Here is a 15,302-nt window from a genome sequence, read left to right as displayed (position 1 = left end):
CGGCTCGATGATGACGGGGGAACCGGTGAACATCCTCGGCATGAGCCGGGAAGAATTACGGTCGTTCGCAGTTGAACTCGGCGAACGGCCCTACCGCGGTGACCAGGTGTACCAGTGGCTCTACGCCAGAGGTGCCACCGGGTTCGATGTGATGACCGATTGCGGACGGGCATTCAGGGAGACCCTGCATGCCCGTGCGCGTATCGCAGGTGTCGTCCACGTGAAGAACCAACTCTCACCGGCCGACGGCACCACCAAGTTTCTCTTCGCTCTTTCTGATGGCTTGCAGATCGAAAGCGTCCTGATCCCACCCTCCTCGGCCTTCGAGGGGGATGACCCCGGGGATGATGAACCCCGGTCGTCCCGTGAACGCCTCACCCTTTGCGTCTCTACCCAGGTCGGCTGCCCACTTGATTGTGCCTTCTGTGCGACAGGCACCATGGGGTATCTCCGCAATCTGACGTCCGGCGAGATCATCGACCAGGTGCTGACGGTCCGCCGCCTCACCGGCCGCACGATCACCAATGTGGTGTTCATGGGGATGGGTGAACCGATGCTGAACTACGAATCGGTGATGCGGGCCGGGATGTTGATGACCGACGGGGCGGGCATCGCCGCGCGGCGCATCACGATATCGACCGCGGGATGGTCCGATGGCATCCGGCGCATGGCCGATGACGGCACACGCATGAAGCTCGCGGTCTCGCTGCACAGTGCCGTGGCCGCGACACGCGAAGCCCTGATGCCGGTCACGCGCCGTTTCCCGCTGGACGGCCTCCGCGAGGCGCTCCAGTACTATTATACGCGGACCAGGGTCCGCGTGACATACGAGTACATATTCTTCGACGGTATCAACGATACGCCCCTTGAGGTGCGCCGGTTGATCGCTTTTGCGCGCGCGATCCCGTGCAAGCTCAATGTGATCCCGTATCATGCGATCGACTTCGCGGAGCCGGAGGGAATCGGCGCATCGCTGCGCCCCTCGCCCCGCATGCATGAGATCGTCGAAGAACTCCGCCGCGCCAACCTGACGGTCATCGTCCGCAGCAGCGCCGGCGAGGATATCGCCGCAGCCTGCGGGCAACTTGCCGTGCAGGGTCTGCGCCGGTCACGGTCCGGACGTAACGCACAGGGCTCTCCCGATGCGGAACACGGTCCGCGCAGTATCGTCACCCAACACAGAAACGACAGGCGTCCATGAAACTTCTACTCTTCGGTGCCCCGGGCGTGGGGAAGGGCACCCAGGCAAAGCTTCTCGCAGACTACTATTCCATCCCGCATTTTTCCACCGGCGATATGCTCCGCGCCGCCGTCACGGCGCAGACGTATCTCGGCGTGCAGGCGAAGCAGCATATGGACGGCGGACGGCTCGTTCCCGACGAACTGATGATCGCGATGATCCGCGATGCGCTGGTCGGGCCGACCGCGAAGAATGGGTTCATTCTCGACGGTTTCCCGCGCACCGTGCCCCAGGCCGAGACGCTGACGGTGATCTTCCATGACATCGGCGCACAGGTGTTCACGGTCGTGAACATCGATGTCGACCCTGAACTCATCATCCAACGCCTGAGCAGCCGGTTGATGTGCCCGAACGACGGCAAGATCTTCAGCAGCGAATTGACGGATGTGCGCCAGAACGGCCCCTGCCCGGCATGCGGTACCCCGCTCATCCAGCGCGTGGACGACCGGCCCGAGACCGTGCGCGAACGGCTCGAGGTGTACAAGGCCAAGACCGCTCCGGTGCTCACCTTCTATGAGAAGCTCGGTGTCGTGATCTCGGTCGAGGGGAACGACACCGTCGAGGCCGTCAACCAGAATATCCGCAACAAGCTCAGAGCGTTGAAGCGATGATGCTCGTGGCCGCACATCGAGGTGCTTCGGGACATGCGCCCGAGAACACGATGGCGGCGTTTCACGCGGCCGTGGCCGCCGGAGCGGACCTCATAGAGCTCGATGTCCGCTTCACGCTCGACCTTGTCCCCGTTGTGATCCACGACCGAACGCTCGCCCGCACCGCGGGCGGGCGTGGCCCGGTCGCCGCACTCTCCTTCGCTGACCTTTCCCGCCACGATGCCGGCCGATGGTTCCACCCCGGATTCTCCGGCGAACGTGTGCCCTCTCTCGCCGCCGTCCTGCGCGACCTTCCTCCGGATATGGGGATCAACATTGAAGTGAAGCCTGACGGCGACAGGAGGCCTCTTGCGGTACTGGCGGCACGCCTGCGGGAAGTGATCCATGCCGGCCGCGGGGCACGGCAGGTGCTGGTCTCCTCCTTTCACCATCGATTCCTCCATGCCTACCGGCATGGTGCTCCCCGCGATCCCGTCGGGGTGCTTCTGCACCCGGTCCGCGACCTTATCCGGCGCCCCGTGGCCATTGCACGAAGGCTGGATGCGGCGTATATTTTCTGCAGCCGTTCACTTGTCCGCCGATCCATGATCGATGCCGCCCATGAGAAGGGGATCGGCATTGGCGTCTACACCGTGAACCACACGGCCATGATCCCCCGGCTCGGCCGCTACGGGATCGATCTGGTCTTTACGAATTTCCCGGCGGAGATCCGGGCCGCACTGGAGCGCACTTGAGGAGGAGACCATGACCCGACCGATGCTGTTCCCGCTGGTGACCGTCGTGGCCGCTGCGCTGATCCTCGCACTGGGGGGATGTGGCGGAGAGGCCGGGGACACCGCAACGCTGGACAGTGTCATCACGCGCACGGAATCTCTTGTTGAGGCCGGCAAGGACCGCGAAGCGCGGCGATATCTGCGGGCCGCACTGGAAACGAGGCAGGGCATTCGCGAAGGGAAGGCCGTGGCGGCGGGATCGCGGATGCTTGCCGAGTTGTACGCGGCATCGGCATTCTACGACAGTGCGCATGTGTTCTACGACAGAGCAGCGGATGCCTACAGGGGCCTCGCCCAACGCGGAAACGCCTATGACATGGCGATCGCAGCGGGAGAACTGGATATCCGCTCCGGCAGGCCCGGCCGCGCACGGCTGCAGTATGAGGAAGCGTTGCGCCTCGCACAGGTGTTCGGTGATAGTGGGTCCGCACATACCATCCGTCTGGCGCTGATCCCTGTGTATGCGGCGCTGGAAGACCGCGACGCAGAGCGTGACGCGCTGTCGCGATTGTATGCCACGGCACGCGCGCGTCAGGACCGCGCCGGAGAAGCGCAGATCGAATATGCCGCGGGTCTTGCCAGTGCCGGGCGCGGCGCGCATGATGACGCTGCCGCCGCATTCCTCCGTACCGTGACCCTTGCCGATGGGGCAGGGGACTCGCTGCTCGCCACGAAGGCCTTGATGCAGGTGGGCATCACGCTGGACCGGACGGGGCAGACGCGTGAAGCGTTGGCCACGTTCGGCAGCGCGCTCTCCCGCTCCGGCTTGCTGCGCTACCATACCGACCTTGCCACCGAGCTGCTGGTCCGCGTCGGCAATCTGTACCTCCGTACCCGCGACTTCGCGCAGGCAGCGCGCTTCCTCCGGTCGGCCGAGAAGATCGCCAATGCATCGCAGGATGCACTCCTTGAAGCGTATCTGATGGTGCAACTCGGCCATGCCGGATATGCCACGGACAAAGCCGCGGCGATGCAAAGCTACCGTTCGGCATATGATCAGTTCCGGTCATTCCGGTATGCACCCGGGATCGCCTATGCGCTCTCCACCCTTGCCGCCATCGCGGAACAGGAGAACCGGCTCACCGATGCGTTGCAGCTCTTCACGGCGGCCGTTGCCGAACAGGAGAAGTGTCTCACCGTGCGCGCGCCATCGTCACTCTATCGTGATTGTGAGATGTCCGGTGCGTGATCCCGGGGAAGACCCATCGCAGGGGCTCGTTGCGCTTCTCCTCCAGCTCAGCCGTACCGATGAAGCATTCCTGGCACAGCAGCGGCGCACCGTCCGGGCAATGATGCTCCGGCTGAGCCCGGGTGTCTTCAGGATCGGGGAAGCGGACCCGGATTCCGTGCTGTCGTTCTGTGCGGACCAGCAGGCGCTCCATCGCGGGGCGGAATATCAGCAGGAACGTGTGCTGGCGAGAGCGTCCTCGCATGTCCCGGTGCGCGAAGACATCCTTGGCGTGATGGAACGTGCGACCATTGGTATCGCGGAAGCCGCGGAAGACATCGCGCGTCTCGCGCCCGAGTTCCTTCCGCTTGCCCGCTTGCCGGAGGAACTGCCATCCGATGTTCAGAAACGGGTTCCAGCGAACAGCGCACTGCTCACGTTCATTCAGGGAAGGCGTTCGGTCTCGGTTGCGGTCATCACCTCCGCGGGCAGCACGGTCCGTGTATCCGTGCAACCACCGGACAGGATCGCGCAAGCGATCGATGCGTATCTTGCCGCACTGCGTGCGCAGACTGTGGATGGAGAAGAGGGAGGGAAACCCAGGCCTCCGCAGGGTGTTGAGGTTCAGACGCTGACCCGGACGCTGTACGAAGCGTTGCTTCTGCCGGTGGAGCCGCTGCTGAAGCCGGGGATGCGGTTGTTCGTGCTGTTCCCCGAGGGGATGCAGCCGTTCCCGATCCACGCCCTGCGCCGTGCGCCTGTTCCGGGTTCGCCCTATCTTATTGAGCGATCCCCGGTGCAGTACCTCACCGGTCTGCGATTTCCCTCCACGAGTACGCCGGGAGTTCCTGCGTTCGTGACCTGTGCAGGCTTTGCCGGAACGTCGCCGTGGGATGTGGAGTATGAACTCCGTGATATCCGCTTCTTCTTCAAAGATGCACGGATGCTCTTCCACCGGGATGCGACGCTGGATTCTCTCCGTGCGGTCCGGTCGGATGTGCTGCATCTGACGCTGCCGATGGACTTCGGGGTCCGTTCCCCGCTCGCCGGCCGGTTCCTCCTGTCGGATGGAGAATCGCGGGAAGGGAGCCGGTCCATTCCCCTGAGCATGCTGACGACATTCCCTGCGGTGCGGATCGTCGTGGTCTCGTCGCTCAGCACGGGGATCCCGTCGTTCGATGCCCTGGTGCCGTTCGCGCTCGGTGCGAATGGTTCCGGGACGATCGTGATGAACGTGTTCATGCCGACGCGCGGGGCGAAGAAAGCATTCGGGGAGTTGTTCTATACGGCGTTGCTGCAGGGGGTGTCTGCGGAGGTTGCCGTGCAGAAGGCTCAGGTGGAGATGATCAGGGGGAAACAGTTTTCCACGCCGGCGGCGTGGGGAGCGTACATGGCGTGGACCATGAACTAAGAATTACGAACCAAGAATTCTTAGTTCTTAATTCAGCTTTCCTAGCGGCGTCGCACTTTGATGCTGCCGAGTCCGGAGTCGATGTTGATGTTCATCCGGCCCTGGGCCTTGTGGTAGTTCGTGGAGATGTACTGGTTCTCGCCCTCGGGCTGGAAGTCGTGGTCGCAGTCGAGGCGTGACACCCAGCTGTTCTCGTAGATCACCCGGGCACCGATCTCTTCCGGGATGATGATCGTGACCAGCCCCAGCCCCACTTCGATGTCCACATCCACTTCGTTCTTGAGTGCCCCGCCGAAATCCAGCGTGTAGGACCCCATCCCGCCCTGGAATCGCAAATGGCGGAAGTTGGCGTTGCCGAGGTTGCGCGCGTCGAACTTGCTCACCCCCGACTCGATGTTCATGTTCTCGATCGTCCCGCTGTTCTCCTGGTCGAAGGCGAGCGTGACATCACTGGCACCGGTGGAGAGGTTGAAGTCCTTCACCTGCAGGCCGGACAGATTGAAATCGCCACGGCCCACGCCCAGTTCGATATCGAAGGAGATGGGGATCGCATCCGTGAACTTGAGGAACCACTTCCCCTTGTCGAACCGTTCGAGGTTGAAGGAGTAGTGGTTGCCGTTCTTCTCCATCTTCTGCTCGCCGAGCGTCATGTCCAGGAACCCGACCCGGTTCCGTATGGCATATTCCACATCCACGACATTGCTTTCCTCCTTGTCGGAGGACGCCTCGGCGATGAGGATCTTGCCTGATTCCCCGCGTCCGATCAGCACCGTGCCGAAGGCTGAAGAGAGATTGACCTTCAGTTCCTTCTCCGTGGTCCGGCCGATCTCACGGTTGACGCCTCCGTTCTCTCCGGAGGCGGCGGTGGCCGCCGCGACGAGGGCCGTACAGGCCAGCACTATGATGGGTGATGTACGCATGGTCTTCTTTACAATGGTACGGCAGCGTGCCGGGGAATGTTACGTGGTCTGCAGAGCGGGCGCCCGCAGCGGTGATGGCCCGTCAGGAATGCCGCCAGGAGGGCTCGTGCAAACGATGACATGCCGGGGGGCCGGCAGGGTCAATAATGCCTGATCTGGTGGCGGAGTTGCTTGTACAACAGCTCGCGGGCCCGAAAGATGTGGGCTTTGACGGTCCCGATCGGGAGTTTCAGCATATCCGCGATCTCTTCGTACGACCGTTCGTCGCTGTGGCGGAGCATGATCACACGGCGGTACTTCTCGGGGAGCTGGTCGATGGCCGACTTCAGCATCACCGCACGCTGGTCGCTGATCAGCTCCTTGTCTGCTTCGTAGGAATCGTCGGGGAGTTCGAAGGTATAGTCGCTGTCCTTCGATTCTATCGGCTTGTCGATGGAATACATCTGCAGCTTGCGCTTGCGGATGAAATCGATGGAGTTGTTCGTGGCGATCTTGTACAACCACGTGGAGAACGCGAACTCCTCGTTGAAATTCTTGAGCGACCCGAACGCCTTGATGAAGGCCTCCTGGGTCAGGTCCTCCACCTGTTCCCGGTCGTGCACCATGCGGAAGATGAAACTGAAGATCGCGTCGTGGTACTTCTTCATCAGCCGCGTGTACGCCGCATCATCACCCGCGAGGGCATCTTTGATGAGCTGGGAGTCCTCGGAGCGCGAATCCAGCCTTCTCTGTTCCTTGGGATCAATGGACGGAGCGGGTGCCGGACGGGACTTCTGGGATGTGGATCGGGTGCGGGGCATAGTATCGGAAAAAGTTACAGAAAAGGGTCATAAGGTGCAAGGAGACCCGTTGCTTCGCTTGGTGAAAATCCGTACGTTATTTCATGTTTCTGACACTGGAAGGCATAGATTTCTCAGGAAAAAGCACACAGGCGAAGATGCTTGTGGATGCCCTCTCCGGCGAGAGGGCTGTCTGCTTTTTGCGAGAACCCGGGGGGACGCCCATTTCCGAACGCATCCGGGACATCCTCCTCGACAAAAAGAACCTGGAACTGACGGACCGGGCGGAACTGCTCCTTTTTTCGGCCAGCCGCGCGCAGCTTGTCGCAAGCGTCATCAGACCGGCCCTCGCGAAAGGGGAGATCGTCATTTGCGACCGGTATTACGACTCCACGACGGCATACCAGGGTGCCGGGCGGGGGCTTCCGATGGATGCGGTCCGTACCATCAACACGTTCGCAACAGGCGGCCTTGCTCCGGATCTGACGCTCTTCATCGACATTCCCGTGGATGAGATCGAACGGCGCCGTGCGGCGGCAGGCAAAGGCTTCGACCGCATGGAAGCGGCGGGCCGGGAGTTCTTTCAGCGGGTCCGCGATGGGTATTTCGCCCTTGCGGCCGCCGAGCCGGGCCGGTTCGTGCGCATCGACGGCACGCGCCCACCCGAAGACGTGCACGCAGGGGTCATGGCGGCGCTCAGAGCGTCACCACGATATCAGGTACACACTCCATGATGAGGGATCGAATGAAGGTGGCAACGAGGAAGACCGGAGACCAGCGCATCGCAGCGGCAGGCATCATCGCCGCCGTACTCCTCTTCACGGGTTTCATGATGGCACCGGACAGCGACATGCTCCTGAAGATCAGCAAGAGCATCGACGTGTTCGGGCGCGTGTACAAGGAAGTGGCCACAAGCTATGTGGATGAGATCGACCCCGAGAAGTTCATGGAGGCCGGTATTGAAGGGATGCTCGGCACGCTCGATCCCTATACCGTGTACATCGGCAAGGACGACGGCGATGAAGTGGATCTCATGACGAGTGGCAAGTACGGCGGCATCGGCGTGACGATCGGGACACGTGACGGCTTCGTGCGCGTCATCTCGGTGATGGATGGGTACTCCGCGCAGCGGCAGGGGATCGTACCCGGCGACCGGTTCATCGAGATCGGCGGTACGAAGGTCGACGGCCTGAAGCCGGACGAGATCCGCAACCTCACGCGCGGCGATCCGGGCAGCGAGGTGAAGGTGCTGATCGAGCGTGACGGTGAAGCGAAACCTCTGGACTTCGTCCTCATCCGCGAAGAGATCCAGGTGAAGAACGTCACCTACAGCGGGATGCTTGAGAATGGTATCGGCTACGTGCGCCTCGAACGGTTCTCGCGCCGGGCCGGCGATGAGGTGCGTCAGGCGATCAAGGAACTGAAACTGAACGGTGAATTGAAGGGGTTCGTCCTCGACCTGCGTGGGAATCCCGGCGGGCTTCTCGATGCCGCCGTCGATGTCGTGAGCAAATTCGTCCCGCGTGGCAGCCTCGTTGTCAGTACGCACGGACGCCGTCAGGAAGCCGACAAGAAATACGCTTCCACCGAAGAGCCGTTACTGTCCTCGATACCGCTGGTGGTCCTCACGGACCGGAACAGTGCGAGCGCGAGTGAGATCGTGGCCGGCAGCCTGCAGGACCTGGACCGCGCGCTCATCGTTGGGACGCGCTCGTTCGGCAAGGGGCTTGTCCAGACGATCGTGCCGCTGAACTACGGGGCACAGTTGAAGATCACGACCGCACGGTATTACATCCCGAGCGGACGCAGCATCCAGGAGATCGATTACATGCACCGCGACAAGAACGGGGTCTTTGCGGTGACGCCGGACAGTCTGCGCCGCGAATTCAAGACCGTGCACGGGCGGAAGGTGTATGAGCACGGCGGCATCTCTCCCGACTCGACGGTGGAATTCCACCAGGGAGGCCCGATGGTGCGTGAGCTGATCCGCAAGGCGATGGTGTTCAAGTTCGCGAACCGGTATGTGAATGAGCATCCAAAGGATTCCATCACCGCGGTGACGCCGGCGATCCTCGCGGCGTTCAAGGCCTTCCTGGAGAAGGAGAAGTTCGATTTCCAGGAGGACAGCGAGAAACATGTGGGAGAGCTGAAGCGTATCGCGGACAACTCGCACTACCATGCGGACATCCTGCGCGACATCGAACAGCTCCAGAAGGCGCTGCAGAAGGAGAAGGAGCGCGGGTTCGAGCGCTATGAGAAAGAGATCACCGACGAACTGCATATCGAATTGATGGCGCGGAAGAAGGGGGAACGCGGACGCATCGAGGCCTCGTTCCGGACGGATCCGCAGATCACTGCAGCCATCGGATTGCTGCATAACAAGAAGGAATTCTCACGCCGGATCGGCGGATAGGGCCCCGTCCATGGAAATCCTCCACGTGGTCCTCCTGTTGCTCGGCGGTTGTTTCGCCGGATTCCTGGCCGGATTCTTCGGGGTCGGCGGCGGGCTCGTCCTCGTGCCGATCCTTCTGGTGTACTATCAGGCCATCAACGTGACGTCGTTGGTCTCGACGCACATGGCCCTCGCCACAAGCCTGCTGATCGTGGTGTTCGCATCGCTCTCCTCCGCGATCCAGTACCGGCGGAACGGGCATGTGGTGTGGAAGGCCGTGGTGTGGATGGGTGCGACGAGTGTTGTCGGCGGGATCATCGGCGCCATCCTTGCGGGAGGCATGCAGGGGAAGACGCTGCGCCAGATCTTCGCCGGCGTGGTGATCGTCTCGGCGTTGCGCATGCTGATCGACACGCGCAAACAGAAGTTCGAAGAGATGCCCCCGTTACAGGCACCACCTCTGCTGGGGACGGGCTTTCTGGTCGGGCTGCTGTCCGCACTTGCCGGGGTCGGAGGCGGGGTCCTGTCGATCCCCGTGATGCACTCCGTGCTGAAATTCCCGTTGAAGAAGGCCCTGGGCACGTCAAGCGCGACGATCGTCATCACCGCGTTCGCCGCGGGCATTGGCTATGTGATCAGGGGTTGGACGAACACGCTCGTGCCGGCAGGCACGCTGGGGTATGTGGACTGGCTCACGGCGCTGCCGCTCATCGTGGGTTCCATCCCGATGGCCGCCGTTGGTGCGAACGTTGCGAACAAGATGAAGGTCACCCGGCTGACACAGATCTTCGCTCTGTTCCTGCTCGTCATCGCGATGAAACTGCTGTTGTTCTAGCCCCCCGCTATCGCAGAACCACCAGGCTGCGGCTTTCCACGACACCCGCCGCCTGCAACCGGGAGAGGTACGCGCCGCCCGGGAGTCCCCGGGGCATCGAACCATACCATACCTCCCCCGCATCATCACTTTCTCTCCCAAAAAAAACAAACACAAAAAAAATTTCAAATTCCCCCCCCCGAAAAAAAACAAAACCCAAACCTCAAGAAGGAAAGAAAAAAAATCAAAAAATTCCCCCAAAACAAAAACGTCGGGGGGGGCGGGGGGAAACAAAACAACCGGCGAGTCAAAGAAAAACCCCTTACTCTCCCCCAAAGCCCAAAACCAAATCCGGTCCCGCGGGCGGGGGGGAGGCGACGACGTCCTTTCCGGGGAAGCTATTAACAGGGGGAGGAAAGGGGGGGGGAGAAAACGGGGGAGAGCTCCTTCAAAAGAAACCCCACGGAACGGGAGGCAAACCCCGGCCCCCCGGCCGGGGGAAAAGGAGGCGGGGGGAAACAAAGCCCCGGCCCCCCCTCTCCCCGGGAAGCCGGCGGGGCCCCCGCGGGCCGGGGGCGGGGGAAGGGGGGGGCCCCCGGGGGCCCCGGGGAACCGGCCCAGTCTCGACCCGATCATTGCGAGGACCGCTCGAAGGTCCTCCGGTCTGTTCACGAAGTCCAGGCCGTCCGATTCCACCACCAGCAGTTTCCCCTTCGTGTACCGTGCGATCCACGATTCGTAGTGCCCGTTGAGCTGTTCGAGGTATTCGCGGCGGATGGATTTCTCGAAGTCGCGCCCGCGCAGGGAGATCTGATGCAGCAGTGTGTCCACGTTCGCCCGCAGGTACACCAGCAGGTCCGGCGGATGCAGATACTCGGTCATCACATCATAGAGCGCGAGATAATTCTCATAGTCGCGCTTTTCCATGTTCCCGATCTCATACAGGTTCCTGGCGAAGATCTCGGCATCCTCGTAGATCACACGGTCGAGTACGACGGAATTGTTCCCTTCGGTGATCGACTTGTGCGAACGGAAGCGGTTGGAAAGGAAATACACCTGCAACTGGAACGACCACCGTTTCATGTCGGCGTAGAAATCGCTCAGGTACGGATTGTCCTCCACCGATTCGAACATCGGTGTCCATCCGTTCGCCTCGCTCAGCAGGCGGGTGAGTGAGGACTTGCCGGAGCCGATATTCCCGGCTACCGCAATGAAGGCTTTCCCAGTGGTCATGGTCTGTTCCGGTGAATGAATGACGAGAGGATCTGGAGTCCATCCACGGCCCGCGGGCCCGGACGGGAGACGATATCGGCGTCGATGCGGTGGACGCGCCCGTTCCGTACGGCGGAGAGGCGTTTCCATTCGGGGTACATCTGCACAAGGGCTTCGGGGGTCGAGAGCACATCGGACATGACGAAGATGACGTCGGGGTCGTCGTGGACGACCGCCTCGCGGTTCAGGGTCGGATAGGTCATCTTCACGCCGGCAGCGACGTTCTGCGCTCCGGCACGCGTCAGCAACTCGGTGATGAATGTCCGGTCCCCTGCGGCAATGAGCGGCTGAATGGAGACGAGCAGCAACGCACGCGGGGCGTTCGGCGTGTTCGCCCCGGCAATGGCTTTCTCCCGTGCGCGGAGTACACGGATCACCTTCGCCGCACTGTCCGCGTGTCCGCTGAGCGTCCCGAGCATGGTGAGCGAACCGTAAATGCCCTCCAGCGACCGGGGGTTGGTCACGGCAACGGGAACGCCGAGCGCGGTCAGATGGGAGAAGTCCTCCCGCAGGTTCCCTTCCATGCTGACGAGGATCAGGTCGGGCCGGAGCGCGGCGATGGTTTCGATCGATGGCGTCGTCATGCCGCCGACACGGGTCTTCAGTTTCGTTTCGGCCGGATAGTTGCAGTAATCCGTCACGCCCACCACCTGGAACCCGGCGCCGATGGCGAAGAGCGACTCGGTGATGCTGGGGGCCAGCGATACGATGCGCTGGGCGGGCGCGCGCAGGGACACGGTGCGGTGGAGGTCATCGGTGACCGCCACCTGGGCGATTGCCACGGATGAACCGAGAAGGCACAGTGCGAACGCAAGGCGGATCGGAACAGATTGCAGCATGAGGCCTACGATAGGGTGGATCACATTGGAGAGAAAAGATACGGGGAAGGAGAGCAGGAATCAATACAGAAATATCGAGGAATGGATGCTGAAAAATGGAGAACGGATGATGGAGAACGAAGAAGAGAGAATGAAGAGACGAAAAAGGAAGAACCCCAGAACGACATACAGCGGGAAATGAAGGGAGAGAACGCACTCTCCCTTCATTCCCGTTTCGATCATTGGCGTCCGTGCTTGCTAATAGCTATCTCCGGAGATCACCACTTTTCCCTTGAACGCCCTGTAGATGAAGATCGTATAGGCGATCACCAGCGGCATGCCGATGAGCGCGATCACGAGCATCGTGGTCAGGGTCGCCTCGCTCGAGGAAGCGTTATAGATGGTCAGGCTGAGGGACAGATCGTCCAGTGCGGGCACGAGCCGCGGGAAGAGGCTCAGCGCACTCAGGCCGATCATCATCGCAATGGTCACCGACGATGCGGTGAACGCCCGCCCGTACCGCCCTGCCTTCGCCGCGACCGGAATGAAGAGGCAGGCGGCAAGCAGCACGAGAAACAGGACATAGAAGAGCGGGTTCGAGAGCATCCCTTCAAAGAGGAACGGCGACTCGAACATCGTGGCCAGGGTCGCGATAAGATACAGTCCGACGGTCGACATCCACAGCGGGGAGATCCAGCGGATGATCCGGGCCTGAAGTCCGCCTTCGGTCTTCATGGCGAGATAGATCGCTCCGTGCATCGTGAACAGCACGAGGCTCAGCACGCCGATGAGGACGGCATACGGATTCAGCAGGGTGAAGAACGATCCCGTATAGTTGTGTGCGGCATCCAGCGGGATGCCGCGGAGGATGTTCCCGAAGGCGACGCCGAACAGGACGGCGGGGAGGAGACTGCCGATCCCGAAAGCGACGTCCCATGCTTTCTTCCAGCCCGGGGAGTCCACTTTGCCGCGGAACTCCATCGAGACCGCCCGGAAGATCAGCGCAACGAGCAGCAGCATCAGTGCAAGATAGAATCCGCTGAAGACGGTTGCATACACGATCGGGAACGCGGCGAACAATGCGCCGCCGCCCGTGAGCAGCCACACTTCATTCCCATCCCACACCGGGCCAATGGCGTTGATATGCACCCGGCGCTCTTCTTCGGAGCGTGCGAAGAGGTGCAGCACCCCGACGCCCAGATCGAAGCCGTCGAGGATGGCGTAGCCGATGATCAGCACGCCGACGAGGAGGAACCATATCATGTTCAGGTCCATTATGCGACGGCCTCCTTTCCGGTCAGCGGGGCGGGTCCGTGTTTCACCTTCTTCACCAGCAGGTACACATACAGCGTCCCGAGGAGAAGGTACACGGCACCGAACAGAATGATCGAGAAGAGGATCTCGCCGGCGGAGACGGTGATGGAAGCCGCTTCGCTGGTGCGGAGGAGTTTGTAGACGATCCAGGGTTGGCGTCCGACCTCCGCGGTGATCCAACCGAGCTGGCACGCGATCAGGGGAAGAGGGATCGACCAGAGGATGACCTTGAGGAGCTTCGGGCTGTTCCAGAGGGTTCCACGCCAGATCTTGTACGTGGCCACTGCGGTCAGGAGGATGAAGAACATGCCGAGCACCACCATATTGTGGAACGACACGAAGGTCAGCCACAGGGGCGGGATCTCGTCCGGGGGGAACTCGTTGATCCCTTTGATCGGGGCCTTCGGATCGCCGAACGCGAGCCAGCTGAGCAATCCCGGGATCTCGATCGTACCGTGCAGGGTGGGTGGCACCGTGGTCGGAACAGCGAAGAGGACCATGGGTGCACCGTCCGCCGACGTGTAGAGGCCTTCGATGGCAGCGAACTTCTCGGGCTGGGTTTGGGCCACCTGGCGTGCGTGTTCGTGGCCGAGCGGCATCAGTTCCAGGACCGATGCGACGAGTCCGAACACCATGGCGACGGTCATCGCCTTCTTCGCGAACGCCGTCTCGCGGTTCTTCAGCAGGTAATAGGCGGCGATACCCGCCATCATGAACGCGCCGCTGATCAGTGCGGCGTCGACGGTATGGAAGTACCGGATCATGGTGGAGGGATTGAAGACCGCTTCGGCGAAGCTGGTGAGTTCGGCGCGGCCGTTGCGGAGGACGTACCCTGCGGGTGTCTGTTGCCAGGAATTTGCGACGATGATCCAGAAGGCCGACAGGGTGGAGCCGAGGGCGACCATCAGCGCGGAGAACCAGTGCACGCCTTTGGAGACGCGGTTGCGGCCGAACAGATAGAGGCCGAGGAAGCCGGACTCGAGGAAGAACGCGAAGACGCCTTCCGCGGCGAGCGGTGCACCGAAGATATCGCCGACGAACTTGGAATACTGCGCCCAGTTCGTGCCGAACTGGAATTCCATGACGATCCCCGTGGCCACGCCGACGGCGAAGGTCAATCCGAGTACTTTGCCGAAGAAGATGCCGATGCGGGTGTAGACCTCATCTTTCTTCCTCCAGCCAAGGGTCTCCACGACCACGAGGAGCCAGGCAAGGCCGATCGTGATCGGGGGGAACAGAAAATGGAACCCGACCGTCAGTGCGAACTGCAGGCGGGCCAGAAGTACTGCATCCATACAGGGCCTCCTTACGAGGGATTGGGTTAGAAAAGGATGGAGCCGCTGCGGGGAACCGCAGGCGGACATCCGTGTGGCGATGATCCGGCAAGATCGGCCAGCGTTCGAGCGGCCAGGATCTCACGGAGTTTTTGCTGCGCTTCACACCAGACAGAATGAACTGCGCACGTCGGGACGCGATGGCATACCCCGGGATCGGCGATGCATGCGTTGAGTGTAAGGGTCCCCTCGATGCACTCGATCACGTGGAGCAACGTGATGGTGTTCGCCGCCCGTCCGAGAGCGACACCACCGCGATTTCCTCGATACGATGCAACCAGACCACCATGAGAGAGTTGCGAGATGATCTTGCGCAGGAATGTCTCGGGGACTTCCCAGTCGCGGGCAATGTCCGCGATCTGTGCGGTCGCGTCTGGGGGCAGTGTGGCGAGATGGATCATTGCCCGCACTGCATATTCGCCGGTCATCGTGAGCTGGAGCATGGGGATAAGCATG

At 61.7% G+C, this 15,302-nt stretch carries 15 protein-coding genes and 1 pseudogene; 9 read left to right on the top strand and 7 right to left on the bottom strand.

Annotated features, from left to right (window positions below; all coding sequences use genetic code 11):
- Window positions 1-7 precede the first annotated feature (7 nt).
- The 5 genes from rlmN to IPI01_14165 are packed head-to-tail and all read left to right on the top strand — an operon-like array spanning window position 8 to window position 5,203.
- Complete coding sequence (gene rlmN / locus IPI01_14185) at window positions 8-1,201, top strand: 23S rRNA (adenine(2503)-C(2))-methyltransferase RlmN (protein ID MBK7258917.1); 1,194 nt, start codon at window positions 8-10, stop codon at window positions 1,199-1,201.
- The gene (locus tag IPI01_14180; protein MBK7258916.1) at window positions 1,198-1,851 is read left to right on the top strand and encodes an adenylate kinase; all 654 of its coding nucleotides are present in this window, start codon (window positions 1,198-1,200) and stop codon (window positions 1,849-1,851) included. The genes rlmN and IPI01_14180 overlap by 4 nt, the downstream gene beginning before the upstream one ends.
- A 5-nt stretch (window positions 1,852-1,856) precedes the next feature.
- Window positions 1,857-2,585, top strand: coding sequence for a hypothetical protein (locus IPI01_14175; GenBank protein ID MBK7258915.1), 729 nt, complete (start codon window positions 1,857-1,859; stop codon window positions 2,583-2,585).
- Between the two features lie 10 nt (window positions 2,586-2,595).
- Complete coding sequence (locus IPI01_14170; protein MBK7258914.1) at window positions 2,596-3,813, top strand: hypothetical protein; 1,218 nt, start codon at window positions 2,596-2,598, stop codon at window positions 3,811-3,813.
- Complete coding sequence (locus IPI01_14165) at window positions 3,806-5,203, top strand: CHAT domain-containing protein (protein MBK7258913.1); 1,398 nt, start codon at window positions 3,806-3,808, stop codon at window positions 5,201-5,203. The genes IPI01_14170 and IPI01_14165 overlap by 8 nt, the downstream gene beginning before the upstream one ends.
- 41 nt (window positions 5,204-5,244) lie before the next feature.
- Here IPI01_14165 and IPI01_14160 read toward each other — a convergent pair whose 3' ends face one another.
- Together IPI01_14160 and IPI01_14155 are read right to left on the bottom strand one after the other, a co-directional pair.
- On the bottom strand, window positions 5,245-6,123 hold the full coding sequence (locus IPI01_14160; GenBank protein ID MBK7258912.1) for a hypothetical protein: 879 nt from the start codon (window positions 6,121-6,123) through the stop codon (window positions 5,245-5,247).
- Between the two features lie 140 nt (window positions 6,124-6,263).
- Window positions 6,264-6,923, bottom strand: coding sequence for a sigma-70 family RNA polymerase sigma factor (locus IPI01_14155; GenBank protein MBK7258911.1), 660 nt, complete (start codon window positions 6,921-6,923; stop codon window positions 6,264-6,266).
- An 83-nt stretch (window positions 6,924-7,006) separates the two neighbouring features.
- Between IPI01_14155 and tmk the strand changes: the two genes are divergently transcribed.
- The 3 genes from tmk to IPI01_14140 are packed head-to-tail and all read left to right on the top strand — an operon-like array spanning window position 7,007 to window position 10,129.
- Window positions 7,007-7,636: a dTMP kinase gene (tmk, locus tag IPI01_14150; GenBank protein ID MBK7258910.1), complete on the top strand. Its 630-nt coding sequence runs from the start codon at window positions 7,007-7,009 to the stop codon at window positions 7,634-7,636.
- Window positions 7,637-7,647: 11 nt separating this feature from the next.
- Window positions 7,648-9,315: a PDZ domain-containing protein gene (locus tag IPI01_14145; GenBank protein MBK7258909.1), complete on the top strand. Its 1,668-nt coding sequence runs from the start codon at window positions 7,648-7,650 to the stop codon at window positions 9,313-9,315.
- A gap of 10 nt (window positions 9,316-9,325) precedes the next feature.
- Window positions 9,326-10,129 (top strand): sulfite exporter TauE/SafE family protein, encoded by an 804-nt coding sequence (locus tag IPI01_14140; protein MBK7258908.1) that lies wholly within the window; start codon window positions 9,326-9,328, stop codon window positions 10,127-10,129.
- Between the two features lie 588 nt (window positions 10,130-10,717).
- Here the strand turns inward: IPI01_14140 and IPI01_14135 are convergent.
- Both IPI01_14135 and IPI01_14130 read right to left on the bottom strand, forming a co-directional pair.
- A pseudogene (locus IPI01_14135) lies at window positions 10,718-11,341 on the bottom strand (deoxynucleoside kinase).
- Complete coding sequence (locus IPI01_14130) at window positions 11,338-12,219, bottom strand: cobalamin-binding protein (GenBank protein MBK7258907.1); 882 nt, start codon at window positions 12,217-12,219, stop codon at window positions 11,338-11,340. The pseudogene IPI01_14135 and the gene IPI01_14130 overlap by 4 nt, the downstream one beginning before the upstream one ends.
- Here IPI01_14130 and IPI01_14125 point away from each other — a divergent pair.
- A complete protein-coding gene (locus tag IPI01_14125; GenBank protein ID MBK7258906.1) occupies window positions 12,218-12,400 on the top strand; it encodes a hypothetical protein in 183 nt (60 codons plus the stop codon). The genes IPI01_14130 and IPI01_14125 overlap by 2 nt on opposite strands.
- 56 nt (window positions 12,401-12,456) lie before the next feature.
- Here IPI01_14125 and cydB read toward each other — a convergent pair whose 3' ends face one another.
- From cydB to IPI01_14110, 3 genes are read right to left on the bottom strand one after another with little or no spacing between them, the layout of a single operon-like run.
- Window positions 12,457-13,473, bottom strand: coding sequence for a cytochrome d ubiquinol oxidase subunit II (gene cydB, locus IPI01_14120; protein ID MBK7258905.1), 1,017 nt, complete (start codon window positions 13,471-13,473; stop codon window positions 12,457-12,459).
- Complete coding sequence (locus IPI01_14115; GenBank protein ID MBK7258904.1) at window positions 13,473-14,807, bottom strand: cytochrome ubiquinol oxidase subunit I; 1,335 nt, start codon at window positions 14,805-14,807, stop codon at window positions 13,473-13,475. The genes cydB and IPI01_14115 overlap by 1 nt, the downstream gene beginning before the upstream one ends.
- A gap of 26 nt (window positions 14,808-14,833) precedes the next feature.
- Entirely contained in the window at window positions 14,834-15,301 is a 468-nt protein-coding gene (locus tag IPI01_14110) for an Rrf2 family transcriptional regulator (GenBank protein ID MBK7258903.1), read from the bottom strand.
- Window position 15,302 lies beyond the last annotated feature (1 nt).

This window comes from Ignavibacteriota bacterium (genome assembly GCA_016707525.1).
In the GTDB taxonomy this organism is placed as follows: domain Bacteria; phylum Bacteroidota; class Ignavibacteria; order UBA10030; family UBA6906; genus JAGDMK01.
Note: the sequence above shows the minus strand (reverse complement) of the source record. Positions and strands in the feature narration are given on the sequence as shown.